This window comes from Pedobacter quisquiliarum, assembly GCF_014642175.1.
GTDB lineage: Bacteria > Bacteroidota > Bacteroidia > Sphingobacteriales > Sphingobacteriaceae > Pedobacter > Pedobacter quisquiliarum.
On sequence record NZ_BMIL01000006.1, the window covers coordinates 77,366 to 101,654 of the forward strand.

At 45.6% G+C, this 24,289-nt stretch carries 21 protein-coding genes; 11 read left to right on the forward strand and 10 right to left on the reverse strand.

Annotation, left to right across the window (positions count from 1 at the left end; translation table 11 throughout):
- Nucleotides 1-89 precede the first annotated feature (89 nt).
- The 3 genes from mutS to IEW69_RS17005 are packed head-to-tail and all read left to right on the forward strand — an operon-like array spanning nt 90 to nt 3,332.
- Nucleotides 90-2,699, forward strand: a complete 2,610-nt coding sequence (mutS, locus tag IEW69_RS10000; protein ID WP_229663587.1) for a DNA mismatch repair protein MutS — start codon at nt 90-92, stop codon at nt 2,697-2,699.
- A 4-nt stretch (nt 2,700-2,703) separates the two neighbouring features.
- Nucleotides 2,704-3,204 (forward strand): C40 family peptidase, encoded by a 501-nt coding sequence (locus IEW69_RS10005; RefSeq protein ID WP_188626715.1) that lies wholly within the window; start codon nt 2,704-2,706, stop codon nt 3,202-3,204.
- A 2-nt stretch (nt 3,205-3,206) separates the two neighbouring features.
- On the forward strand, nt 3,207-3,332 hold the full coding sequence (locus IEW69_RS17005) for a hypothetical protein (protein ID WP_262890770.1): 126 nt from the start codon (nt 3,207-3,209) through the stop codon (nt 3,330-3,332).
- Here the strand turns inward: IEW69_RS17005 and IEW69_RS10010 are convergent.
- Nucleotides 3,329-5,233: a DUF3857 domain-containing transglutaminase family protein gene (locus tag IEW69_RS10010; protein ID WP_188626716.1), complete on the reverse strand. Its 1,905-nt coding sequence runs from the start codon at nt 5,231-5,233 to the stop codon at nt 3,329-3,331. The two genes, IEW69_RS17005 and IEW69_RS10010, sit on opposite strands and share 4 nt — an antisense overlap.
- Nucleotides 5,233-7,209 carry a transglutaminase family protein gene (locus IEW69_RS10015; RefSeq protein WP_188626717.1) on the reverse strand — a complete coding sequence of 659 codons (1,977 nt, stop codon included), beginning with the start codon at nt 7,207-7,209 and terminating at the stop codon, nt 5,233-5,235. Before IEW69_RS10015 ends, IEW69_RS10010 begins: the two co-directional genes overlap by 1 nt.
- A gap of 132 nt (nt 7,210-7,341) precedes the next feature.
- Here IEW69_RS10015 and IEW69_RS10020 point away from each other — a divergent pair, with 132 nt between their 5' ends.
- Nucleotides 7,342-8,382, forward strand: coding sequence for a 3'-5' exonuclease (locus IEW69_RS10020; RefSeq protein ID WP_188626718.1), 1,041 nt, complete (start codon nt 7,342-7,344; stop codon nt 8,380-8,382).
- Between the two features lie 9 nt (nt 8,383-8,391).
- The gene (locus IEW69_RS10025; RefSeq protein WP_188626719.1) at nt 8,392-10,251 is read left to right on the forward strand and encodes a M1 family metallopeptidase; all 1,860 of its coding nucleotides are present in this window, start codon (nt 8,392-8,394) and stop codon (nt 10,249-10,251) included.
- Between the two features lie 74 nt (nt 10,252-10,325).
- Here the strand turns inward: IEW69_RS10025 and queG are convergent, their stop codons facing one another.
- Nucleotides 10,326-11,261 (reverse strand): tRNA epoxyqueuosine(34) reductase QueG, encoded by a 936-nt coding sequence (gene queG, locus IEW69_RS10030; protein WP_188626720.1) that lies wholly within the window; start codon nt 11,259-11,261, stop codon nt 10,326-10,328.
- Nucleotides 11,262-11,338: 77 nt separating this feature from the next.
- Here queG and IEW69_RS10035 point away from each other — a divergent pair, with 77 nt between their 5' ends.
- Complete coding sequence (locus IEW69_RS10035) at nt 11,339-11,548, forward strand: hypothetical protein (RefSeq protein ID WP_188626721.1); 210 nt, start codon at nt 11,339-11,341, stop codon at nt 11,546-11,548.
- Nucleotides 11,549-11,633: 85 nt separating this feature from the next.
- Here the strand turns inward: IEW69_RS10035 and ruvB are convergent, their stop codons facing one another.
- From ruvB to pdxH, 3 genes are read right to left on the reverse strand one after another with little or no spacing between them, the layout of a single operon-like run.
- Nucleotides 11,634-12,656 (reverse strand): Holliday junction branch migration DNA helicase RuvB, encoded by a 1,023-nt coding sequence (gene ruvB / locus IEW69_RS10040; RefSeq protein ID WP_188626722.1) that lies wholly within the window; start codon nt 12,654-12,656, stop codon nt 11,634-11,636.
- 40 nt (nt 12,657-12,696) lie between these two features.
- Nucleotides 12,697-13,587 (reverse strand): 3-hydroxyacyl-CoA dehydrogenase family protein, encoded by an 891-nt coding sequence (locus tag IEW69_RS10045; protein WP_188626723.1) that lies wholly within the window; start codon nt 13,585-13,587, stop codon nt 12,697-12,699.
- Between the two features lie 10 nt (nt 13,588-13,597).
- Nucleotides 13,598-14,248, reverse strand: a complete 651-nt coding sequence (pdxH, locus tag IEW69_RS10050) for a pyridoxamine 5'-phosphate oxidase (RefSeq protein ID WP_188626724.1) — start codon at nt 14,246-14,248, stop codon at nt 13,598-13,600.
- A gap of 52 nt (nt 14,249-14,300) precedes the next feature.
- On the opposite strand from pdxH, the gene IEW69_RS10055 reads away from it, so the two are divergent.
- Nucleotides 14,301-14,864 (forward strand): YqgE/AlgH family protein, encoded by a 564-nt coding sequence (locus tag IEW69_RS10055; RefSeq protein ID WP_188626725.1) that lies wholly within the window; start codon nt 14,301-14,303, stop codon nt 14,862-14,864.
- Here IEW69_RS10055 and purE read toward each other — a convergent pair.
- Together purE and IEW69_RS10065 are read right to left on the reverse strand one after the other, a co-directional pair.
- Entirely contained in the window at nt 14,861-15,355 is a 495-nt protein-coding gene (gene purE / locus IEW69_RS10060; RefSeq protein ID WP_188626726.1) for a 5-(carboxyamino)imidazole ribonucleotide mutase, read from the reverse strand. The two genes, IEW69_RS10055 and purE, sit on opposite strands and share 4 nt — an antisense overlap.
- Nucleotides 15,355-16,494, reverse strand: a complete 1,140-nt coding sequence (locus IEW69_RS10065; protein WP_188626727.1) for a 5-(carboxyamino)imidazole ribonucleotide synthase — start codon at nt 16,492-16,494, stop codon at nt 15,355-15,357. The genes purE and IEW69_RS10065 overlap by 1 nt, the downstream gene beginning before the upstream one ends.
- Before the next feature lie 54 nt (nt 16,495-16,548).
- Between IEW69_RS10065 and IEW69_RS10070 the strand changes: the two genes are divergently transcribed.
- The 4 genes from IEW69_RS10070 (at nt 16,549) to IEW69_RS10085 (ending at nt 21,669) form a co-directional block, all read left to right on the forward strand.
- Nucleotides 16,549-17,739, forward strand: coding sequence for a BaiN/RdsA family NAD(P)/FAD-dependent oxidoreductase (locus IEW69_RS10070; protein WP_188626728.1), 1,191 nt, complete (start codon nt 16,549-16,551; stop codon nt 17,737-17,739).
- Nucleotides 17,740-17,867: 128 nt separating this feature from the next.
- Nucleotides 17,868-19,124 (forward strand): murein hydrolase activator EnvC family protein, encoded by a 1,257-nt coding sequence (locus IEW69_RS10075; RefSeq protein WP_188626729.1) that lies wholly within the window; start codon nt 17,868-17,870, stop codon nt 19,122-19,124.
- A 45-nt stretch (nt 19,125-19,169) separates the two neighbouring features.
- Nucleotides 19,170-19,601 (forward strand): DUF1810 domain-containing protein, encoded by a 432-nt coding sequence (locus tag IEW69_RS10080; protein WP_188626730.1) that lies wholly within the window; start codon nt 19,170-19,172, stop codon nt 19,599-19,601.
- 70 nt (nt 19,602-19,671) lie between these two features.
- Nucleotides 19,672-21,669, forward strand: coding sequence for an ATP-binding protein (locus IEW69_RS10085; RefSeq protein WP_188626731.1), 1,998 nt, complete (start codon nt 19,672-19,674; stop codon nt 21,667-21,669).
- A gap of 19 nt (nt 21,670-21,688) precedes the next feature.
- Here IEW69_RS10085 and IEW69_RS10090 read toward each other — a convergent pair whose 3' ends face one another.
- Nucleotides 21,689-22,924, reverse strand: a complete 1,236-nt coding sequence (locus tag IEW69_RS10090) for an alpha/beta hydrolase family protein (RefSeq protein ID WP_188626732.1) — start codon at nt 22,922-22,924, stop codon at nt 21,689-21,691.
- Between the two features lie 199 nt (nt 22,925-23,123).
- The gene (locus tag IEW69_RS10095) at nt 23,124-24,134 is read right to left on the reverse strand and encodes an SDR family oxidoreductase (RefSeq protein WP_188626733.1); all 1,011 of its coding nucleotides are present in this window, start codon (nt 24,132-24,134) and stop codon (nt 23,124-23,126) included.
- Nucleotides 24,135-24,289 lie beyond the last annotated feature (155 nt).

Sequence of the window (24,289 nt, forward strand, 5' to 3'; positions counted from 1 at the left end):
TATCAAAGCAGGCAAAACTTTAATTTAATTCAGGGTTCAAAGACTAAGCTGAAGGTATTATATTTACAGTTTTTGTAAACAGAATTATTTTGGCTAAGGATAAAACGAAGGACACCCCCTTAATGCAGCAGTACAATGTCATCAAGGCAAAGTACCCGGGTGCATTACTATTGTTTAGAGTAGGCGATTTCTACGAGACCTTTGGAGAGGATGCGGTAAAAACAGCGCAGATCCTTGGAATCGTGCTTACCCGTAGGGGGCAGGGGCCTAACGGCGCTATTGAGCTTGCCGGATTTCCCCATCATTCGCTGGAAAATTATCTTTCCAAACTGGTCCGTGCAGGGCAGCGTGTAGCAATCTGTGATCAGCTCGAAGATCCTAAGACAACCAAGACAATTGTTAAGCGTGGGGTTACAGAACTGGTAACACCTGGCGTGGCTTACAACGACAACATTCTCAATCAAAAATCCAACAACTACCTTGCGTCGGTTTACTTTGAAAAACAGCTTTGCGGCGTATCCTTTCTGGATATCTCTACGGGAGAATTCCATGTTGCTCAGGGCAGTATAGAATACATAGACAAGCTGCTTCAGGGCTTCAAGCCAACGGAAGTGGTATTTCAGAAAAGTAAGCGTAAGGAGTTTCTGGAGTACTTTGGTGATAAGTTTTACACTTTTCACCTGGATGACTGGGCCTTTACGGCAGATTATGCAACAGAAACGCTGACCAAACATTTCGAGGTCAGCTCACTCAAAGGTTTCGGTGTAGACAAACTAACAACAGGCATTATAGCCGCGGGAGTGATTCTTCATTATCTGAATGAAACGGAACACCGCAACCTTAAACACATCACATCAATTTCCCGGCTGGAAGAGGATCAGTACATGTGGTTGGACCGCTTTACGATCCGCAATCTTGAACTGGTAAGCTCAGCGAACGATAATGCGGTGACCTTATTTGATGTGCTGGATCAAACCAGTACGCCAATGGGTGCTCGCTTGCTACACAAGTGGATCATCATGCCACTAAAGGAGCTGAAGCCCATTGAGGAGCGCTTAGGTATGGTAGAGTACCTGGTGTCGCATGCGGACCTGATCGAGGAGCTGCTGAGTCACATTAAGCAGATCGGAGATCTTGAACGCCTAATCTCTAAAGTTGGCCTTCAGAAGGTCGGTCCGCGTGAGCTGTCCGAGTTAAAACGGTCCTTGCAGCATATTGAGGCGGTTAAGCAGATTGCAGCAGAAAGTAAAAATCCATTTCTGGAACAGCTTGCCGAGCAGCTTAATCCATGTTTAAGCATCAGAGCCCGATTGGAACGTGAACTTCAGGAAGATCCACCTGCAGTACTGCTGAAAGGTAATGTAATTGCCGAAGGAGTAGATGAAGAGCTGGATCGCTTGCGGAACATTGCATTCGGCGGAAAAGGCTTCTTGGTGGAAATTCAAAAAAGAGAGGCCGCGGCCACTGGCATTCCATCTTTAAAGATCGCCTTCAATAATGTTTTCGGGTACTACCTGGAAGTAACGCATACCCATAAGGACAAGGTACCAGCAGACTGGATTCGCAAACAGACGCTTGTAAATGCAGAACGCTACATCACGCCGGAATTGAAGTCGTACGAGGAGCAGATTCTAGGCGCTGAAGATAAAATCCAGCAGATAGAAATTCGCTTATACCAGGAGCTGGTTTATCAGGTGAGTACAAGCATCAAACCCATTCAGTTGAATGCTTTTCTTGTGGCTCAACTAGACGTGCTGCTCTGCTTTGCGCAGCTGGCCATCAAAAACCATTATGTAAAGCCTGAGCTGAACACGCGTAAGCTGCTGGATATTAAGGGTGGCCGTCATCCGGTAATTGAAAAACAGCTCCCTGTAGGTGAAGAATACATTACCAATGATGTATTCCTGGATAACGACACACAACAGATCATCATCATTACCGGACCAAACATGTCGGGTAAGTCCGCGATTTTACGGCAAACGGGTTTGATTGTGCTTATGGCGCAGATGGGCTGTTTTGTCCCAGCGAAGGCCGCTGAGATCGGGCTGGTGGATAAAATTTTCACGAGGGTAGGTGCGTCCGATAACTTATCCTCCGGTGAGAGTACTTTCATGGTGGAGATGAACGAGACCGCAAGCATTCTGAACAACATCTCTGACAGATCTTTGATTCTGCTGGATGAGATTGGTCGGGGTACAAGCACCTATGATGGAATATCCATTGCATGGGCCATCGCGGAATTCCTGCATACACATCCAACCGCAAAACCGAAGACATTATTTGCCACACACTACCACGAACTGAATGAGCTCGCCAGTACGATGAGCCGGATTAAGAACTACAACGTTTCCATTAAGGAGGCAGGGAATAAGATTATCTTTCTTCGTAAACTCGTGCCAGGTGGCAGTGAGCATAGTTTCGGTATCCATGTTGCAAAGATGGCGGGCATGCCACCCAAGTTGATTAACCGCGCCAATGAAATTCTGAAGAAGCTGGAGATTGACCGCACGGAAGGGCAAAGCATCAAGGACAGCATCAAGAAGGTGCAGAATCAGGCCTATCAGTTACACATGTTCGCCATTGATGATCCGGTGCTGGTGAAAATCAGGGATATGCTGAATAACCTTGACGTAAATGTACTTACGCCGGTAGAGGCACTGTTGAAGCTGGACGAGATCCAGCGATTGATTAAGAACTAAAATTATGAAGATAACAAACTTACATAAAGTTGCCTTTATGCTACTTGTAGCGGTCTTCTTTACCGCATGTAGCGCAAAGCGTTATGCGCCATCGAATACCAAAGCGGCAAAAGCCGCAGAAGCCATGGCCAGTTTGAAGAATAAACAGCTTTACAGGTACATAAACGAATGGGCCGGCACGAAATACAGGCTGGGCGGTTTGGATAAACGTGGGATAGATTGTTCAGGCTTCACTTACCTGGTGCAGCGTGATATCTACGGAAAACAGCTGCCCAGACGTTCTAAGGACCAGGCAGCTGTAATTAAGGATAAAAATATGAGTCAGCTTAAAGAAGGTGACCTGATTTTCTTTTCATTTGGCGGCGGCGAGATTGACCATGTCGGTATTTACCTCAACGGCGATTCTTTTGTACACGCATCGCCAAGCAGAGGCATTATTGTAGAAGACTTATCGCTTCCTGCCTTCCAGCGGGCGATCGTAAAAGCCGGACCAGTTAACAATTAACTATGAAACCACAACCTGAAGACGAAACATCTTTCTGGACCAAGAAGAAGCAATTTGCGGTAACAGAGATCCTCATGTATGTATTGATGATTCTGGCCATAGCCGCGGGCATTATCTTCTTGAGTTAATTTACCTTAAGAATAACTTTTGCCTTGTCTGCCGTGGCAACCTGATTCATGAATTCTGCAAATGCAGCGTAATCTTTAGCAGGGTGCGTGCCGTCATTCAAAGTGAACTTGCGATAGTACAGCAGTTCATCACCTTTCTTTGTGATTTTAGCAACATAGTGCCCAAAAGGGGTCTTTAGATCAAAGTCCTTTGGCTGATACTCGATGCTGTAACCCGTTGGCAACTGATAACTAATTTCATCTTCATCTGTATAACCCCGGTTGATGTGCAAGGGCAGCTTCCGGTTAGACACCGCTTTTGTAACAGGATGTCTGTTGAAGGCATTTGGTATCAGGTAAGCAGATTGTTGACTATGCGGTACGTACGCTCCAATGCGGATGTTCAATTTTTCCGTAGTTACCGGTTTTTCTGTCTTTTCCTGGGTTACGCTTACCTGGCTGAAATTGATATTGTCTACATCGTAGTAGTTGCTGAGGATTTTGGTTTGCTCGGAGAGTGGTTTTCTAATCAGCGCCTCATGTGTATCGTATTGCGCACCTTTATAGGTGGTGTTGGTGGTTCCGGTAATGCTGCCGGTTTTATCAACCAACAGGGTAGCCTTGCGGTGCGTTTCATTCATTTGCGTACTTAGCACTGGCGTGCGCAACAATTTACCGCCGTTTTCTGTGCAGGCAAGTACCAGTCGGTCGTCTGTAAAGTCGCCTAAAAAGCCAAAAGGCACGTTCTGGTTGGTACATTCAAGCCAGGTGGTGTCATTACCAAGCGGAAGTGCCAGGATCACGTGGTTGCCCTGATCCATACTCGCAAATTCAGGATCCATGCTTTGCTTTCTGCTCCCGGCATACACCACACAGTAGTAGGATGGGATGTCTACTGCGGCAAGCAGGCTTTGCATGTAGCTCACCAGGGCCTTGCAATCACCGTAGCCTAGCCGGTCCACATCGCTGGAGAACATTGGCTGAAAGCCACCAATGCCAATTTGCACGCTGATGTACCGCGTCTTACGCTGCATATACTCGTAAATGCGCTTCGCTTTTTCTTTATCTGAATCAACCCCTTGAACCAGGGACTTCATTTCTGCTACGACAGCAGGACTCAGGTTCTGCCTGGTTTTAATCAGGTCGGTATAAATCCACTTGCCTAGCTCATCCCAATTGCTGTATTTTCCTTTGGTCCGGTAATAAGAGAATTGCTCAGGGGCAATCTTAACGTAGGTTCTATAATCGTCTGGCGAGGGTGCATAGGGCTCCTGTTTAAAGGCGGGAAGGTTCTCCACGGTCCAGGTGAGGCGTTTCTGCTTATCCACCTGAGATTCCTTTGCTTCGCCTTTATAGTTGTAAGCTTTAATGCGGATTTTCTCCTGTGGAGCAGCATTGAAGGTGTACACGCTCTTTTCTACAGAAAGGTCTGGTTGCGGATTCGCGTACCAGTCGGGTATAATGAGGTTCTGTTTTAAGCGCAGTTCATATTCATAGACCATAGTAAATGGATACGAAGTGATTGTCGGGTTGTAATATTTTAACCGGTCATCCTCGTATAGGGAAAAATCGCTAACGGCGCTTTGGTCGTTAAAGTTGCTCAGGTTAAACTTCGATACCGACATGCCTTGTGCGTCCAGGATCTGACCCTTGGCACTTTTGATTACCGTATTCTTGTTGTAGGGCAGGATGAGGAGGGCATGTTCATCGCCACCTTTATTCAACACAGTTACAACTTCCCTTACAGTATAAACGACGTTGTCTGCGCTAAGCATGTTCAGGGTTGTTTCTTTTTCCCGGACCACAGCGCTGGCGCCAAAACGTAGGGATGGTGGTATGTCAGCGGCGCGGTAGGCGATTTGTCCCAAGGTGGTGATTGCGGGTATGGTGAAGAACATCACCAGTGCGGCTACTTTACGCATTACTTTGTTTTCTGAAGAATTAAATCAATCTTTTGTTGCTGGATTATTTTGCTGTAGAATTCCTTTAAAGACAGATATTCTTCAGGTGTATAAACAGGTTTGTTCAACTGGAGCAAGCCACTAAAGCTCAGCATTGTATCATCCAGTTTAGTAACCGTTTGATACCGCCCACCATTTTGTGAAAGTCCGATGGCAATGTCTTTTGGGGCTTCTGCAAACTCGAACTTCTCCGGCAGGGTGAGTATCATACTTACCCTTGTTTCCGTGGCGGCACCCATGTCAACAGGATAGCTGCGTTCGTTTAATTTGAAGGGGTTACTTGCGATGCGGTTTAAGAAGTTTGGATTATAAAAGAGCTTGCTGTAATCGGTACCTTCAAACTGGTCGATGGTAATTTCGTAACGCTCCTCAAGTATTTTGTCCAGGCTGTCTACATTGATCACTTCGTGTTTGGTGATCTCAAAAGATGGGTTCTGTTCATCAAACTGCTGAACGTAGGCATCAATGGAGCCGGCTTCAGCAATTCTTTCCCGTTTGTGGTAGGCGTTGTATCCGCTTGAAAAGGTGTATAGCGTTCCTTTGATCTTTCCGTCTGTATCTAATTTTGCAACCAGGTTGTACTTAACGGCATCTTTCTGGCTGGCTTTGATGTCGAACCAGTAGGAAGCTTTCTTGAAGTTGACTACGCGTCCCTTGCCATTCAGGCATCGCATTGGAAGCAAACCAAAAGGCAGCAGGGGTTCTGAAGCATCAAGCAGGTAATCCGTACCGCCGATGTTTAGCTTCGCAATGACATAGTCGAACTCGGTGATTACGGGGTAAAGGTCGCCCACCACACCATTTTGGCGGGTAGAAAGAATTACAGCATCCGGATTAAATCCGGCAGCATTGAGCGCTGAAATTAGGGCGAGGTTAATGTCGCCAATATTGCCAGAGCGGGCTTCCAGTGCCTTCTTGACATCTTTTTCGCTGTATTTCCCCAGGTAATTGTTCCATTTGATACGGTCTTTGATGTAAGCGAAAACGGCTTTTGCTTTGCTCAGGGAATCGGTTGCATCTTTGAGGATCTCCGGCATCTTGGCTGCAAAAAGATCCTTTTGTTTCATCTGACCACCGAAGCTGCGATCGGAGGTAAGCTCATAATCAACATCTTTCCAGCTTCTGGTGATGTTTGAACGACCGCCATCGGCGTGGTGCACATCCGATAATTCGAAGTTAATTACTGACTTAAAGTTTGATGCAGTCGTCATGTAGGCCTCTTCCTTAAAGGCCGCGACATCTTTCATGATGTACGTCATTTTGGAGCAATCCATGCCATTGGCACCAATCCGTAGGCATTCACGTTGTACAACCCCGTTTTGGGAGGTGAGTCCTCGTGATCCCCTTAGGGAAACATTGAAGTTGTAGTTTGCAGGAATCAGCGCGATGAACTCGCTATGTTGTTTCGGAATGTCACCTTGGAACTCCCAACTGGTAAAATTGAAGATGCTTTGTCGCTTAAGTCTGTAGCTGTATTCAATTACGCTGCCGGGTTTAAGGTTGGGCATGGTGAATTTGACAAGCTTTAGGTAGCGGTTCTTGTTTTCGGTGAATACGCGCTTTGGGTCGACATCATTTTGTTGAATGCTCCCGTTGTCGTGATAGTAGCTGGTCGCTTTGAAATCATACATTTCATCCGCGGCATTGTTGTAAATGCGGAGTGGAATTTCGATGTCTCCACTCTTAAAACCCTCTGCGTTAATGATCTTAATCTTAACATGGTAGTGGTAGTCGATGTACAGCCTGCCGGTCTGGTCATCCTTTTGGATTTGTCCGGTTCCGAATTCACGGATGACTTCTGCATCAGCGGTGCTGTCGACTTTTGCTTTGTTAGACAAGAAATCTGAAGGGTTGTGTTTTCCATATGGAAAATCCTGCGCGTGGGTTGCGCCAAAGGTTAATAGTAGAAGTGCTACTATTGAAAAGCGTTTAATCATAAATGAGCATTAGAAGCCCGAAGATAATTGAAATCCCGTGGTTATCAAATAAATTGAAATAAGCGGATCATTTTTACGACTTTTGAATGAAACAGCAGCGGGAACCGCGCTAAACAGAAAGAATAGACTCTAATGAAATTAAACTTAAAACGCCCACTTGCTTTTTTTGACCTGGAGACAACTGGTGTAAATGTAGCCTCCGACAGAATTGTTGAAATTGCTATTTTAAAGGCTATGCCAGATGGTACCGAGGTTGTAAAATCAATGCGTATCAATCCTGAGATTCCGATTCCGCTTGCTTCATCATTGATTCACGGTATTTATGAAGAGCACATCAAAGATGCGCCGACTTTCGCCATGGTTGCTCAGGAGCTTGCCGATTTTATCGGTGATGCAGATCTTGCGGGTTACAATTCTAACCGCTTCGACATTCCTGTTCTGCTGGAGGAATTCCTTCGCGTGGGTGTGGACTTCGACATGTCTGACCGCAAGTTTGTGGACGTACAGAATATCTTCCACCAGATGGAACAACGTACCTTGAGAGCAGCATATAAGTTTTACTGCGATAAAGATATCGTAAATGCACACTCTGCGGAAGCTGATATCACGGCGACATATCATGTGTTACTTGCACAACTTGAACGTTACAAGGACATGGATTTTGAAGATAAACAGGGTAACATTTCCAAGCCTGTTCAGAATGATGTAGATGCACTTCATGTGTTTACGAACATGAACAAACCGGTAGATTTCGCTGGTCGCATGGTGTATAATGAAGATAACCAGGAGACATTCAACTTCGGTAAACATAAGGGTAAGTGTTGCGAGCAGGTGTTTGACATCGAGCCCAGCTATTATGCCTGGATGAAACAGGGTGATTTCCCTTTATACACCAAAAAGAAGCTGGATGAGATCTGGGCAAGGTGGAATAAGAAGAAGGATGAAGCCAAAGCAGCTAAGCTTGCACAGCAGGCGGCACTAAAAGAACAAGCGGCTGAAGCTGGTATGCCGGAAGCTGCACAAACTGCTGCACCACAGGCTGCACAATCACCGCAGGTGCAGAAGAACCCTGTTCCTGTAAACCGCCCGAGCTTTAAGCAGGCCAACCCTAAACCAGCGAAGGATATCACCAATGATATGCTGGAGCAGTTAAAAATGAAATTCGGTAAATAAGCTGCTTTAATGAAGAAGATTTTCCTGGCCTTCCTTTTAGGTCTTTGCGTAGATGTGGCCTCTGCCCAGCAGGGCTTGCCAGTGCCAGCTGAAGTTCAGCGGGCCTATAATAAAGGTACCAGAGACATTTCCGGAAAGCCAGGAAAGCACTACTGGCAAAACCATGCTGTTTATGCCTTGAAGGTCGACTTCAATCCCGGTACCCGGTTGATCAGTGGTCAGGTTGAAATCAAATACCAGAACAATAGTCCGGATACGCTTAAACAACTCTGGTTTAAGTTGTACCCAAACTTGTACAAAAAAGGTGTAGCAGGGAAGTCCAGAATCTCGGAAGCAGATAAACATTCCGGTGTTGCAATCAAGGATCTTAAGATTGGAGACCGTGTGCTGAATACGGATGCTTACGTAATTGATGGCACGAATATGCATGCTAACATTGCAGGGCTAAGTCCCGGTAAGAGCGTGACCATCAAGCTATCTTATAGCTATACCTTAAACAAAGGTTCACACGTACGTACGGGTCAGGTAGACGAGGGTGCATACTTTGTTGCATACTTCTTTCCGAGAGTAGCGGTCTACGATGATCTGGATGGCTGGAACAAATTTCCATACACCGGAGAAGAAGAGTTTTACAATGACTTTGGCGATTACAAGGCAGAAATCACCGTTCCGGAAAACTACGTTGTATGGGCAACAGGTGATCTGAAAAATGCAGACAAGGTCCTTAATAAGAAGGTCGCAGAGCGTTTAGAACTTGCAGAGGGTGTTGATTCTGTCGTGAACATCATCTCAAAAGCAGATCTTGAAAAACAAACCGTGACGAACAAAGGCGTTAATACCTTTAAGTTTGATGCGCGGTATGTGCCTGATTTTGCATTTGCCGTAAGCAACCACTACCTATGGAAATCCACCAGTGTAGTTGTGGATTCCGCAAGTCTAAGACGTACAAGGGTAGATGCGGTGTTTAACGAAAATCACAAAGACTACTATGAGGTGATTGACTTTGCCAGACACACGGTACATGCGATGAGCCATGTGTTTCCAAAATGGCCGTATCCATATCCACATGAGACCATCTTCGATGGGCTGGACCAGATGGAATACCCGATGATGGTAAATGACAATCCGGTAAAAGAACGTGATGATGCCATCACACTGACTGTACATGAGATTTTCCATACGATGTTCCCATTCTATATGGGTACGAATGAGACCAAACATGCCTGGATGGACGAAGGTTGGGCCACTATAGGGGAGTGGGAAATTGGTCCTATGATTGAACCAAAGATGGTAGATACTTATGGCGTTGAACCCACAGCCAGTACCTCCGGCCGCAAAGATGATACGCCAATCACAACCTTAACGACTGAACTTAAAGGTGCGGGTACTTTTACAAACTCCTATCCGAAGCCAGCAATGGGTTATCTGTTTGTGAAAGACTACTTAGGCGAGGCCTTGTTTACTAAAGCATTACACCACTACATCAAGAATTGGAATGGCAAACATCCAATGCCGCATGATTTCTTCTACAGCATGAATGAAGGCTCAGGGAAAAACATGGATTGGTTCTGGAAGCGGTGGTTTTATGAGGAAGGTGTAACGGATTTGGGTATTGCAGGTGCTACAAAAGTAGCATCAGGCTATGAGATTCGCATTGACAATAAAAGCAATAAACCGCTTCCAATTGATCTGCTGTTAACTTACGCTGATGGTACACAGGAATCTATGCACCGGACCATTGGTGTCTGGGAAAGTGGTGCAAGCTCGGTAAAGATTGAAGTGCCTACAAAGAAGGCCTTGAAGCGCATATTACTAGGCGGGCCGCATACACCTGACAAGAATAAAAGCGACAACATCATGAATCTTTAAGGTTGTAAGGAGCCTTTTTTGATGCTTATTTGGCCTTTTTGATGATGCTTACGACGTCTGTTTGATGAAGCTAACTATGCCTTTTTGATGAAGTTGATGTTACGGGTTAGCCCTTGAAACTGGGTACGCTTTACCGCGGAGTTTTTGAAGATGGTACTGAATACCTCCTGCGTGATGTCCTGCCAATCTTCCTTTTTCATCTCCAACAAGCCAGGTTTTGGTATAAATTCTTCAACAGCATGTGGTACTGAAAATCGGTTCCAAGGGCATACATCCTGACAAATGTCACAGCCAAACATCCAGTTTTCCATCTTGCCACTAAATTGCGGTGCAATTTGATCTTTTAATTCTATTGTTAAATAGGAGATGCACTTATTGGCATCTACAACAGCCGGTGCAATGATGGCATCGGTTGGGCAAGCATCCAGACATCTTGTGCAGCTGCCGCAATGATCTGTTTGGATGTTTTCGTCATATTCAAGATCCAGGTCTATGATGAGCTCTGCGATAAAAAAGAAGGATCCGGTCTTCTTAGCAATCAGGTTGCTGTTCTTCCCAATCCAGCCTAAACCGGACTTTTTGGCCCAGGCACGGTCGAGCACCGGCGCAGAGTCGGTAAAGGCTCTACCACTAACTTCACCTATATTTTCCTGTATGTAGGCTAATAGCTTCGCCAGCTTGTCTTTTATAACAACATGATAATCTGCCCCATAAGCGTATTTAGAAATCTTAGGTGCTTCCGGGTCATGCTGGGTTTCTTCGGGATAGTAATTGAGCGTTAGGCTGATCACTGAACGTGCACCATCTACCAATAATCGGGGATCAAGTCGTTTGTCAAAGTGATTTTCCATGTATTGCATGGTGCCATGCATGCTTTGTTTGAGCCAGTTTTCAAGTCTAGGCGCCTCTTCTTCAAGGAATGCTGCTTTGGAAATACCGCATTGCGCGAAGCCCAGTCGCAGGGCTTCAGCCTTGATCAGCTTGCTGTATACTGCGGTATTTGCGTTCATTACTGCAAAGATAGCGTATTGCCCACAAACCTTTCAATGTAAAAGTTGTTGTGCTATTAAACATAAAAACACTAAAAATGGAAAATATTGAACCGCAAAACAGCAAGGATGTTAATCCAGAGCCAAAGCCGATAGAACACGATTACGATAAACATAAAGCTGACCCAGGACCTTCTAAGGAAGCCGTATTTGAACAAAACGATAAGGGTGCAGGACCTACTATGAAGTGGATTATCCCAATCATTCTGGTTATCCTATTCATCCTTTGGTTCGTTTTCGGAAGATAGATATACAGGTCCCTGCTATTAATATGCAGGGACTTTGTGAATTGAATTTGTAATTAACTTTCGTGAAAAGCGATTTATAATCCGCTTAGAACAGCCTTCCGGATTGGCTATGGTAGTTCCGGTTTAGATGTTTATAGGCCGCTTCAGTAACCTCGCGACCTCGAGAGGTGCGCATAATGTAACCTTCCTGAATTAGGAACGGTTCATAGACTTCTTCAATGGTACCTTCGTCTTCCCCAACCGCGGTGGCTATTGTCTTCAGACCAACCGGTCCTCCTTTGAACTTATCAATGATGGTAAGCAAAATCTTGTTGTCCATTTCATCCAGACCATGTTCATCAACATTAAGCGCAGTAAGTGCGTAACGGGCAATGTCGGTGTCGATCTCTCCATTGCCTTTAATCTGCGCAAAATCCCTGGTTCTTCTTAACAAAGCATTGGCAATCCTGGGGGTTCCACGACTTCTTCTGGCGATTTCATATGCTCCTTCGTCCGTAATTGGCGTCTTCAGGATCTCTGATGAGCGCTGAACGATTGTGGTCAGTAGTTTGGCGTCGTAATATGCCAGGCGGGAGTTGATGCCGAAGCGGGCACGTAACGGTGCCGTAAGTAGTCCGGATCTGGTTGTTGCACCCACCAGGGTGAAAGGATTCAAGCTAATCTGCACGGACCGGGCATTAGGGCCACTCTCCAGCATGATATCAATCTTGAAATCTTCCATCGCAGCATAAAGATATTCCTCAACCAGCGGGCTGAGACGGTGGATCTCATCTATAAAGAGTACATCACCCGTTTCCAGGTTGGTCAGCAAGCCGGCAAGATCTCCTGGTTTATCGAGCACCGGCCCTGAAGTGATCTTAATGCCTACATTCATCTCGTTAGCGATGATGTGTGAAAGCGTGGTTTTCCCAAGGCCGGGAGGGCCATGGAGAAGCACGTGATCCAGCGGTTCTCCGCGAAGCTTTGCTGCTGCCACGAAAATCTTTAAATTCTCCATGATCTTCTCCTGGCCGGTGAAATCATCAAAAGCCTGCGGGCGCAGTACTTTCTCTATGTCACGCTCATTAGGGCTTAGGCTATCGGAGGATGGGTCAAGATTTTCATTCATGGCGCAAAGTTAGGATAAATTAGCAGGAATGCTAAAAAGGTTAGTTTGTGAATTTAGCGGAAACCGGCGCATCTTTAGTGCCTCCAGCATAGTTGTAGAACCCTTCGCCGCTTTTCACGCCTAACTTCCCAGCACGAACCATATTCACAAGCAATGGGCATGGCGCATATTTCGGATTTCCAAAACCTTCATGTAACACGTTTAAGATTGCCAGACAAACATCTAATCCAATAAAATCTGCGAGTTGAAGTGGGCCCATCGGATGTGCCATTCCAAGCTTCATCACGGTATCAATTTCCTGAACACCTGCTACGCCTTCAAAAAGCGTATAAATAGACTCATTGATCATCGGCATAAGGATTCTGTTGGCAACAAAGCCAGGATAGTCATTCACTTCCACGGGCGTTTTTGCCAGCTTGGTTGATAGTTCCATTACCTTGGCCGTGGTTTCATCGCTCGTTGCATATCCTCTGATTACCTCAACAAGCTTCATCACCGGCACTGGGTTCATGAAGTGCATACCGATCACCTGTGCACCACGTTTGGTCACGGAGGCGATGTGGGTAATTGAAATGGAGGAGGTGTTACTCGCAAGAATGGCATGTTGTGGTGCATTTGCATCCAGTTCCCTGAAGATATTAAGCTTAAGATCGAGGTTTTCTGTTGCGGCTTCAACAACGAGGTCGGCGTTTTCTACACCTGCCTTGAGACTGCTGTAAGTGGTGATACGTGCAAGTGTACTTGCTTTCTCATCTGTAGTTAAGGTGCCTTTAGTAACCTGACGATTAAGGTTTTTATCGATAGTGTCTAAAGCTTTTACTAAGGCTGATTCATTGACATCAATTAGATTAACATTGTACCCGAATTGGGCGAAGGTATGTGCAATCCCGTTACCCATGGTCCCGGAACCGATCACTGCTATTTGGTTCATCGTGCTTAAATTAGGGTGCTAATCTATCAATTATCCAGTTGCCATCCACAAACTTGTATCGGATTCTATCATGCAGACGGCTTGGACGACCTTGCCAGAACTCGATGGTAGTCGGTTTAACGACATAACCGCCCCAATGATCTGGCCGCGGGATTTCCTGTTCAGCGTATTTCTCTTTGAGGATTACAATGTGATTTTCAAGTTCAGCACGACTCTTAATCACCTGGCTTTGTGGTGAAACCATTGCGCCGATCTGGCTTCCATGCGGGCGGGAGTGAAAGTAAGCGGTAGAAACTGATGGATCAACTTTCGAAACAGTGCCTTCAATCCTTACCTGACGCTCCAGGTCAGCCCAGAAGAACACCAGGGCAGCACGAGGGTTTTCTGCCAGCTCGCGCCCTTTGTGACTATCATAGTTGGTGTAGAATACAAATCCGTTTTCATCAAAGCCTTTAAGCAGGACGATCCTTGCTGAAGGTACCCCATCCGAAGTAGCCGTAGCCAGTGTCATAACGTTAGGTTCGTACAACTGTGCATCAAGTGCCTGCTGGAACCAAGTTTTGAACTGTTCAATGGGGTTTTGGTCTATATCTTGCTCTGATAATTCTGCCGATCGATATTCCTGGCGTAAGTTCTGAAGGGATTCCTTTGTCAATTCCATAGTACACAAATCTAACGCATAGTTTATTGAATTTTACCACTAAATCTCTGAAATGTTAAGTCCCATATTACCAGCAACTGGTCGTCTTCTGATCTCAGAACCGTTCCTGAACGATCCAAACTTTAAACGCTCCGTCATCCTGCTTGCAGAACATACCACCGAAGCCAGCATTGGATTTGTACTTAACCAACGCAGCAACTTACAGCTGAATGACTTGATTCCTGAACTTGAAAATGCGGATTTTCCCATCTATGTCGGCGGTCCCGTTGCGAATGATACCATTCACTTTATTCACCGGGCATATGACAAGATGAATGATGGTGAAGAGATTGCTCCGGGGATCTATTGGGGTGGGAACTTCGAAACCCTGAAGGTACTAATTGAAGGCAACCTACTTAGCCCCTCGGAAGTGAAGTTCTTCATTGGCTATTCTGGCTGGGCGGAAGCGCAGCTGATGGAAGAAATTAGTCAGAACACCTGGCTCGTATCAGATCGCTACGACACAGATGTCCTGTTTACCGGGAATGAAGAAGAGGTTTGGCGGGATGTCATTGTGAATCTGGGACCAAAGTACGCACATGTTGTGAACTTCCCCCAGAATCCAAACCTTAACTAAATCACCTGATCCATTGTTGCCGCAGATTCCTCAACTTTCAATCGCAAATCGTCCTTATAAGCCTGCATCTTTTTAGTAAGCTCATGGTTTGCGGTTGCAAGGATCTGTACAGCCAGCAATCCTGCGTTTTTCGCAGCGTTCAGCGCCACAGTAGCCACTGGAATGCCGTTAGGCATCTGCAGGATGGAAAGGATAGAATCCCAGCCATCAATGGAATTTGAAGACTTCACCGGCACTCCGATAACCGGAAGCGTGGTGATCGAAGCAACCATGCCAGGTAAGTGTGCTGCGCCGCCAGCACCGGCAATGATCACCTTAATACCACGATCGGCCGCTTGTTTTGCATACTCGAACATGCGTTCCGGAGTGCGGTGTGCGGATACGACCGTCATTTCAAATTCAACATCAAATGCTTTCATGATTTCAGCAGCGTCGTTCATGATGTTTAAATCCGACTTGCTGCCCATGATAATGCCAACTACTGCGCTCATTAGGATATAACTTTTAAGGTGTCTTTAACCAGGTTCGCTTTTTCAATTGCTTGTTCCCGGTTCTGATCTACTATGGTAACGTGCCCCATTTTTCTGAAAGGCTTTGTATATTTTTTTCCGTAAAGATGTACGTAAACACCTTCTATAGCCATAATCTTCTCCAGACCTTCGTATACCGCTACGCCTTCATGACCCTTTTCACCAAGAAGGTTGATCATCACGGCATTGCTACGTGATCGCGTATCGCCAAGTGGCAGATTATAGATGGCGCGAAGGTGTTGTTCAAACTGGGAAACAAAATTTCCCTCTATGGTCTGGTGACCGCTGTTATGTGGACGTGGCGCAAGCTCGTTTACAAGAATATCACCGTTCTTCGTGATGAACATTTCAACGGCGAGAATGCCGGTGATGTTTAGTGCCAGCGCTACATTCTTGGCGATCTCTTCCGCTTTATGCTGCAGATCATCCGGGTAGGTGGAAGGACTGATCAGAAACTCCACAAGGTTCGCCTCGGCGTTAAACTCCATTTCTACCATAGGGAATGTTTTCATTTCCCCATTGCTGTTCCGGGCAACGATAATGGCGACTTCTTTCTCAAAGTCTACAAGTTCTTCAATCAGCGACGGGCTGTCAAATGCATTGTCTATATCAGCGATGTTATTGATCTTCATCACCCCCTTACCGTCATAACCATCCTTACGTTGCTTCAGCATGTATGGAAATGGGAAGTTCGGGTTAACCAGCTCTCTTTTATTGCTCACCAATTGAAAAGGCGCGGTAGGAATATCATTCTCCTTGAAGAACTGCTTTTGAATACCTTTATCCTGAATCAAACGGATCACACGTGCCTGCGGAAAAACAAGCTTGCCTTCTTTCTCAAGCTGCTCTAAAGCTTCGATATTTACCTTCTCGATCTCTATGGTAATGATATCTGCCTTCTTACCGAAATTGTAAACGGAATCGTAGTCAGAAATAGAGCCCGTTGTAAAGTGGTTACAGATGTGTTTACAAGGTGCATCCGCATCAGGATCAAGTACAAGGGTGGTGACATTATAGTTGATAGCCTCCTGGATGATCATCCTGCCCAACTGTCCACCGCCCAATATGCCTAATTTTAAATCACTAATCTGTTTTGCCATATCGAAGAAAGTAATGCTTAATTTTGCCACAAAAATACAATATAAAACGGATTGATGGATGTAGATGCTATAATTATTGGGGCTGGTGCCTGTGGATTGATGTGTGCGGTGCAGGCTGGTTACCTTGGAAAAAAGGTCATTATCCTCGAAAAAGGCAGTAAGCCAGGCGCCAAAATCCTGATCTCCGGCGGCGGAAGGTGTAACTACACGAATCTTCAAAGTTCAACCGAACAGTTTATTTCTGCCAATAAACATTTTGCCAAATCCGCATTTAATCAATGGACCGTAGAAGATACCATTAACTTTTTTGAAGTGAACGGCATCGCCGGAAAAGAGAAAACGTTGGGGCAACTGTTCCCGGATGGCAAGAACGCCAAGGATGTTGTCGCGATGTTCACAGGCCTCTGTGAAGACCTCGGACAGGAACTCTACTGCAATGCAGATGTTCAGGATGTACGCACAGTAGCGGAGGGATTCGAAGTCAGCTACCTTCAAAATGGAGCTGCAAAAACGCTGAAAGCAAGTAAAGTGGTCATTGCTACGGGTGGATTGCCCATCCCTAAAATGGGCGCTACGGACTTTGCGTTTCGCCTGGCCAGAAAACATCAGCTCCATGTCGTTGAAACCGCTCCAGCACTGGTGCCACTTACCATCACCGGTAAGGATGAAGAATGGTATGCCCAGCTTTCTGGGAACTCCGTTTTTTGTGAAGTCAGCAATGACCAGATCAGCTTTGAAGAGAACATCTTATTCACCCACTGGGGATTAAGCGGACCATCCATCCTGCAGATCTCTTCTTTCTGGAGACCGGGACAAACCATTAACATCAATCTGCTACCACAAGAGGACATCAGTGCATTAATCGAGCAGGAGCGGAGCCACAGTGGCAAGACGCTGCTTTCCTCGCTTTTGAACCGCTATTATGCGAAAAAGCTAACCGAAGCATTAGGAAAATACCTGCCGCTACAAAAAACCGTTGCCGCACTTACGAAAGCAGAAATTGCGGAAGTGCACAAGACCATTCATCACTTTGTGGTTAAACCAGCCGGTGACAAGGGATATGATAAAGCGGAGGTGATGCGCGGCGGAATAGACACTGCTGAGCTCTCTTCCAAGAGCCTGGAGTGCAAGAAGATTCCAGGTTTATATTTTGGCGGCGAATGCGTAGATGTAACAGGATGGCTTGGCGGCTATAATTTCCAGTGGGCCTGGGCAAGCGGGTTTGTCATTGCACAAAACATCTAAATCAGCGCGCAGCAGGCTCAATAATGATGCGACATAACCCATCTCAGCGTAGAATTCTTCCAATAAAACTTGAAAAATCGTTTTGAATTCCAATCTTTAAAGAAAAAAGATCCATTCCTCGCTTATAAATGAAGTTCAATAGACTATTCTCGCTCCTAATATTACTAACAGTTTCAACTTGCGTCTTCGGACAAAGCAGTAATCAGCTCCGAACCAAAAAAGAAGCACTTGAACGGGAGATCGAGTTATTACAACGTAATCTTAACAAGGCTGCAACAAGCAAAAAGCTTACACTCGCAGAAATCAGGGGTATCAATGCTAAAATCTCATTGATGCAGAACAAGATTGGTGTCATTAATGCGGAGATCCGGAATATTGACGGTGAAATTCACGAGAACACCAACATCGTGATGTCCCTACGTGATCAGTTGGTACAACTTAAAAAGGAATATGCAAGCATGATCCGCTTTGCGCAGCGTAACCGCAATGCCTACGACAAGATGATGTTCATCTTTGCTTCTGATGGCTTCAATCAGGCTTATAAGCGAACTAAATACCTCCAGCAATTCAGCAAATACCGCATGAAACAAGCCAATTACATCATGGGTACTGAACAGAACCTCAATGTGCGACTTGCTGATCTGGACAAAAGCCTTAAACAAAAGAGTGAATTGCTTAAGGAGCAGGAAACTGAACGTGAAAAGCTTGGAAAAAACAAGTCGAAGCAGGCCGCTGTACTTAACCAATACAAGAAAGAAGAACGCCGATTTGCAGGGGACATTGCCGCAAGGAAACGTCAGCAGGCTGCGCTTGATCGCGCAATTCGTACCGCAATTCTAAAAGATATCGAAGATGCCAGAAGAAAAGCTGAAGCTGAGGAACTCGCAGCAGCTGCGAAAGCGAAGGCTGAAAACAAAGATGCACCAGTCACGGCATCTAAAACAAACGCGGAATATCTAAATGCAACACCGAGAGCAGCGAAGCTGTCTGCCGACTTTGAGAGCAACCGAGGCTCACTCCCTTGGCCGCTGGATGCGGGTGCGGTAACTGAACACTTTGGCATCCACACGGTAGGTCAGGCTAAATACGACCAGACGGGCATAAAGATCGCGACACAGGAGGGAGCAGCCGTTCAGGCCATTTTCAATGGTAAAGTTTCCAAGATTATCCCATCCATGGGTACTTACACGCTTTTAATCAGCCATGGAGAGTACCGCACCATTTACCAAAACGTACGGAACCCCACAGTTAAAGAAGGCGAAGCGGTAAGTACCAGACAACAGATCGGATCTGTCGCAACAAAGAACGGCGTAACCGAACTGGACTTTCAAATCTGGCGCGTAATCACACCTTTAAACCCGGAAGCCTGGATTCTAAGACGGTAAGTAAATGCGCTGCAAGCTGGCATGATATTGAAAGCAATTTTCAATATGACAGCTACAGCAGACTTACAACGGTTCTTGAATGCACAACAAGAAGATTATGCAACAGCACTTCAGGAAATCAAAGCTGGGCGCAAGAGCAGCCATTGGATGTGGTACATCTTCCCACAAATCAATGGGTTAGGATTTAGCTCAACTTCAGTATACTACGGAATTAAAGATATCGAAGAGGCCAGCGCGTACTTAAAGCATCCCATGCTTGGCAAAAACCTCCTGGAAATATCCGAAGCATTGCTTTCCCTTGAAGGTAGGGATGCAACAAGCATCTTTGGTTATCCGGATGATCTAAAACTAAAATCTTCAATGACCCTCTTTTCCAGTATACCAGACAGTCCAGCCGTTTTCCAGCAGGTCCTTGACAAGTACTTCGATGGTGATGCAGACCCTAAAACTTTGCAGCTGTTGTCAATAAGCCAGTAGCCATGTGCACCGGGCTGCTGAATAGCCCGACTTTGGTCGTTTTTTTTATCTTTGGATAAAAGACTAAAGAATGTTCAGTAACCAGAATGCCTACGCGAGCGACCACGTGCTTCAAATAATTGCCTTGTCCGAAATTGCTACCGCAATATATAGTTCCGAAGAAATGATCATCCAGGCTGCCAATGACCCGATGATCCGCCTTTGGGGTAAAGACAAAAGCGTTATCGGAAAAGACATAGACACCGCCATTCCGGAGCTCAAAGAACAACCTTTCCTGGAAATATACCGAAACGTACTACATACCGGAGAGACCTTTAAAACGGAAAACTTTCACACTATTCTCGTTGTTGACGGAAAACCACAAGAATTTTACTTTGACTTCATGTACAAGGCGGTTAAGAACCAGAACGGGGAAACTTACTGCGTGTTGAATACGGCTACAGATGTAACCGAGCGTTACAATACAGAGATCAACATTCGAGCGTCTGAAGCACGGGAGCAGGCCCTAAACGAAGAGCTTGCCGCAGCAAACGAAGAACTAGAAGCCACTATTGAAGAACTAACCTGCGCCAATGAAGAACTGCTTCAATCTACGGAGCATGTCATCAGCCTGAATGCAAGTTTATCAGAAAGCCGCGACCAGCTCAAATTCGCAATTGACGCCGCACAGCTGGCCGCATGGGATTTAAATCTCCGTGCAACGAAATTCAGCGGTAACGACCGTTTACGCTCGTGGTTTGGAATCACATCAGAAGATGAAGTGGATTTCACATCCGGACTGGACCTGATTGTGGAGAAGGACCGTGCAAGGGTACTCCGGGCCTTCAAACTTGCACTTGATTCTACGTCCGACGGTACATTTGATCTACAATTCTCCATATTGGGCCTGCATCAAACGCAGCCAAGGATCGTCAGGGCGAAGGGCAAATGCATCTTTGATGAAAACCACGAGCCATACCGTTTCAGTGGGATTATGGAAGATGTGACCACCGAGTTCAAAAATGAAATCGCACTGGCTGAAGCCCAGGAAGGTTTTGAAATTGCGCTACATGCCGCAAAACTCGGATCGTACGATCTGGATCTGAAAACCATGGAAATGACCAGCTCTGATCAATGCAAGCTTAACTATGGCGTCCAAATCGATCAACCCTTTGCTTTCAAGGACCTTTTGAACACCATACACCCGGAATATCGAAGCTATGTACAAAAACAACTTACAGAAGCCATAGAGAATCATGAAGTGTACCATGCTGAATACCCAGTTGCCTGGCCCGACGGTTCCGTTCATTGGTTAAGGTCGGCAGGAAAAGCGCGCTACAATTTCCTGGCAGAACCCATAAGGATGGGTGTGGTGAGCTTTGACATTACAGAACAGAAGAAAGATGAAATCAGGAAAAATGATTTTATCGGAATGGTGAGCCATGAGCTTAAAACACCATTAACCTCCTTCAAAGGCTATATTCAAATCCTCCATAAAAATACGGCTACAAAGAACGACGCCTTCGCCATGACCATGCTGTCGAAATTAGAGCGTCAGCTCGATAAGATGAACGGGCTTGTAAATGGCTTTTTAAACCTCTCCAGGCTGGAGTCTGGCAAGATCTATCTTCAAAAGCAAACCTTTAGCCTGGATGACCTGGTGCTGGAAGTTATTGAAGAACATAAGATCCTGATTGCAAACCATGAAATCATCATGAAGCCTTGCGACAAAGCGCTTGTCCATGCAGATCGCGAAAAGATTGGGAACGTCATCTGTAACTTCTTGAGCAATGCGGCTAAGTATTCACCAGTGTACTCGAAAATTGAGGTGCTATGCAGTGCCAACGAAGAAACGGCAACGATCATGGTGACGGACCAGGGTGCCGGAATTGAAGAAGCCGATCTGAAACGGGTATTTGAACGCTTTTACCGTTCTGAAAAGACAAAGGAAGTGGCAGGATTCGGTATCGGCTTATACCTGAGTGCCGAGATTGTAGAACGCCACCAGGGCGAAATAGGTGTTAAAAGCGAAATAGGTAAAGGAAGCCAGTTCTGGTTCACTTTACCTATTTACACAGCGGCTGAATAGCCGCTTAAAATGCAATTAATTATTTATCTAGACCAATGAACCAAGTTAAGGTTTCATCAAGCATTGGCATGAAAGTACCTTGGTGTGTTGTGCCCTGAACTTTAGTAAACTCTACTTTAGCATTTGCCTTTTCGAATCTATCATAAGTCTTTTGTGAAGTAGAGATATAAACCGCTTCATCATTAGTACCATGGAACATCTTCAATTGTGTTTTTGGAACCCAGTTGTTAAAGCTGTTTTTCTCAAGCGCATCTTTAAGCTTCGTTTCTTCGCCACCTTTTTGAAGGTTCGTAAAGAAAGTGCTGTTGAACAATTTAGAAGTGCTCTTATCTAAACCTTTGTTGATATCACCACGGTTTTTAGTACCATCCAATAATCCTGGAAGTCTACCTGCATATGGCTCTTTGTAGAAGTCAGTCAAAGGACGATTCCATTCGTAAACTGTATTGTAAGAAATTAGAAGTGTTGCAAGGAAACCTGGCTCATCGTAAGATGAAGACGCAGCTACTTTAGCAAGCATTTCAGTTAAATCATAAGCACCAGCACCTGCAGATACTGCAGTAAGTGTTAAACCGTGCGCAGGATTGTTTTCAATTTCTTTCTGTGCAGCCATCGTGATGTAGCCACCTTCAGAATAACCGGTTAAAAATAACCTGTTGCTGCTTGCGATTTTCTCCTTAGCTAAATAAGCTTTGGTTGCTTTAAGCATATCAACTACTGCGCTTGCAGCATATTCCTGATCGTAGTAAGGGTGTTGTAGATCTTTAGTGTCACCGTAACCGATATAATCTGGAACGACTGTAATGAAACCAGCAGATGCTAATAGGACATGTCCTGAGAAAGCTTCCTGGTTGTTATTCATATTGGTTGGAGCAGCTTCATCAACGAAAATGGTACCATGTTGTGCACTGATGATTGATGGTGCAGTAGGGGTGTTTTTAGGAATACCCAACAATCCGCTGGCATTTACTTCTTTTCCTTTGTAGATGGTTTTGTAAACCAGTTTAACATAGTCTACATCATACTTAAAATTGTCTGCATTTTTTTTGAAGCCAAAAAGCGCAGCTCTGGTTTTTAGTTCACCACTGGTATAGTTCTTAATTGGCGCAACAGATACAAAGTTTGTCGCTACTGGTGCAGGTTGTTCTGTGCCTGGCGTTGGAACTGGGTCAGGAGTAGTTTTGTCTTTTTTGCAGCTGGCCGATACGGCAACGAAGAGAAGCAAATAAGCGAAGCGTTTAAAGTTTTTTTTCATGGATTAAAGTTTCAAACTACAAAAATAGGGGATTATGAAAATCTTGTATACACAAGATGCAGCGGGAAAACTGTGCATATTTCCTTAATTTTCTCACTCCCAGGCGAAAAATAGGCGCTGCACAGGATTAAGCCTACTTATTCCGCTTTGAAGTTCCCCTAATTTTGTGTAGTTTATTATGTGCTAAGCACATAATAAACTACGGTTGACCAGCACCTCCTGTTGATCCATAGATTTGTCCTGTTGCATAACTTGCATCTTCGGCAGCCAGTTGCACGTAAATGGAAGCAAGTTCCACCGGCTGGCCCGGCCTGCCCAGAGGTGTATCTCCACCAAAGCTTTTAAGTTTTTCTTGTGTCGCACCGCCACTAACCTGAAGGGGTGTCCAGATCGGACCTGGTGCCACGCCATTCACCCGAATGCCTTTCGGCGCGAGCTGCTTTGCCAGCGATCGAACAAAACTGGTCGTTGCAGCCTTCGTCTGTGCATAATCATAGAGCTCTGCCGATGGATCCGTTGCTTGTTCCGAAGTGGTCCCGATGATTACAGATCCAGGCTTCAAATGCGGCAAGGCGGCCTTGATGATCCAGAAGGGTGCGTAAATGTTGGTTTTCATGGTCCAGTCGAACTGCTCTGTGGAAATATCCAGAATGGATTCATGTGTTTGCTGCCTTGCAGCGTTACTTACGAGTATATCCAATCCACCAAGTGCGCGTACAGCCTCGTTCACCAGTCTTGTGCAAAAGGACTCCTCACGCAAGTCACCGGGAATTGCTACTGCTTTCCGACCAGCAGCATTGATCAGTTTCACCACATCACGTGCATCCGCCTCTTCAGCGGGCAGGTAGTTGATGGCTACATCAGCTCCTTCACGTGCATAAGCAATTGCCGCTGCGCGGCCCATGCCGGAATCTCCGCCCGTGATTAGTGCTTTACGGCCCTTCAATCTGCCTGAGCCTTTGTAACTAGTCTCACCATGGTCAGGCTTTGGGTCCATTTCAGCTGCAAGTCCCGGCCATGGCTGCGATTGTCCCTTGAAAGGCGGCTTAGGGTACTTGTTTCTTGGATCTTGTATTTGCTGACCAGTGCTACCGGTACTCGCAAATGCAGGTTCCGTTGCGCCAAGCACTGGGGCGACCGCAACGGTTGCCAGTCCGGCACCAATCCCGCCGATTACTTTTCGACGCGTCATTTTGTCTTCAATATTCATAGTATAAGGTTTAGATGTGCTCTTATAACAGCTTGAATATCCTGTTGTTTGAAGAGTTTTTCTAAAGCATCTCAACCATGATTTTACTAATCACCGCCTAAACAAAAAGGGCTACTATCATGATAGCAGCCCCAATTTTATTATTATCTATTTTC

What these genes read in the sequence shown, in the direction of transcription:
- IEW69_RS10005 (WP_188626715.1), top strand. Translation starts at nt 2,704, where the DNA reads ATGAAGATAACAAACTTACATAAAGTTGCCTTTATGCTACTTGTAGCG.
- IEW69_RS17005 (WP_262890770.1), top strand. Translation starts at nt 3,207, where the DNA reads ATGAAACCACAACCTGAAGACGAAACATCTTTCTGGACCAAGAAGAAG.
- IEW69_RS10010 (WP_188626716.1), bottom strand. Translation starts at nt 5,233, where the DNA reads ATGCGTAAAGTAGCCGCACTGGTGATGTTCTTCACCATACCCGCAATC.
- IEW69_RS10015 (WP_188626717.1), bottom strand. Translation starts at nt 7,209, where the DNA reads ATGATTAAACGCTTTTCAATAGTAGCACTTCTACTATTAACCTTTGGC.
- IEW69_RS10020 (WP_188626718.1), top strand. Translation starts at nt 7,342, where the DNA reads ATGAAATTAAACTTAAAACGCCCACTTGCTTTTTTTGACCTGGAGACA.
- IEW69_RS10025 (WP_188626719.1), top strand. Translation starts at nt 8,392, where the DNA reads ATGAAGAAGATTTTCCTGGCCTTCCTTTTAGGTCTTTGCGTAGATGTG.
- queG (WP_188626720.1), bottom strand. Translation starts at nt 11,261, where the DNA reads ATGAACGCAAATACCGCAGTATACAGCAAGCTGATCAAGGCTGAAGCC.
- IEW69_RS10035 (WP_188626721.1), top strand. Translation starts at nt 11,339, where the DNA reads ATGGAAAATATTGAACCGCAAAACAGCAAGGATGTTAATCCAGAGCCA.
- ruvB (WP_188626722.1), bottom strand. Translation starts at nt 12,656, where the DNA reads ATGAATGAAAATCTTGACCCATCCTCCGATAGCCTAAGCCCTAATGAG.
- IEW69_RS10045 (WP_188626723.1), bottom strand. Translation starts at nt 13,587, where the DNA reads ATGAACCAAATAGCAGTGATCGGTTCCGGGACCATGGGTAACGGGATT.
- pdxH (WP_188626724.1), bottom strand. Translation starts at nt 14,248, where the DNA reads ATGGAATTGACAAAGGAATCCCTTCAGAACTTACGCCAGGAATATCGA.
- IEW69_RS10055 (WP_188626725.1), top strand. Translation starts at nt 14,301, where the DNA reads ATGTTAAGTCCCATATTACCAGCAACTGGTCGTCTTCTGATCTCAGAA.
- purE (WP_188626726.1), bottom strand. Translation starts at nt 15,355, where the DNA reads ATGAGCGCAGTAGTTGGCATTATCATGGGCAGCAAGTCGGATTTAAAC.
- IEW69_RS10065 (WP_188626727.1), bottom strand. Translation starts at nt 16,494, where the DNA reads ATGGCAAAACAGATTAGTGATTTAAAATTAGGCATATTGGGCGGTGGA.
- IEW69_RS10070 (WP_188626728.1), top strand. Translation starts at nt 16,549, where the DNA reads ATGGATGTAGATGCTATAATTATTGGGGCTGGTGCCTGTGGATTGATG.
- IEW69_RS10075 (WP_188626729.1), top strand. Translation starts at nt 17,868, where the DNA reads ATGAAGTTCAATAGACTATTCTCGCTCCTAATATTACTAACAGTTTCA.
- IEW69_RS10080 (WP_188626730.1), top strand. Translation starts at nt 19,170, where the DNA reads ATGACAGCTACAGCAGACTTACAACGGTTCTTGAATGCACAACAAGAA.
- IEW69_RS10085 (WP_188626731.1), top strand. Translation starts at nt 19,672, where the DNA reads ATGTTCAGTAACCAGAATGCCTACGCGAGCGACCACGTGCTTCAAATA.
- IEW69_RS10090 (WP_188626732.1), bottom strand. Translation starts at nt 22,924, where the DNA reads ATGAAAAAAAACTTTAAACGCTTCGCTTATTTGCTTCTCTTCGTTGCC.
- IEW69_RS10095 (WP_188626733.1), bottom strand. Translation starts at nt 24,134, where the DNA reads ATGAATATTGAAGACAAAATGACGCGTCGAAAAGTAATCGGCGGGATT.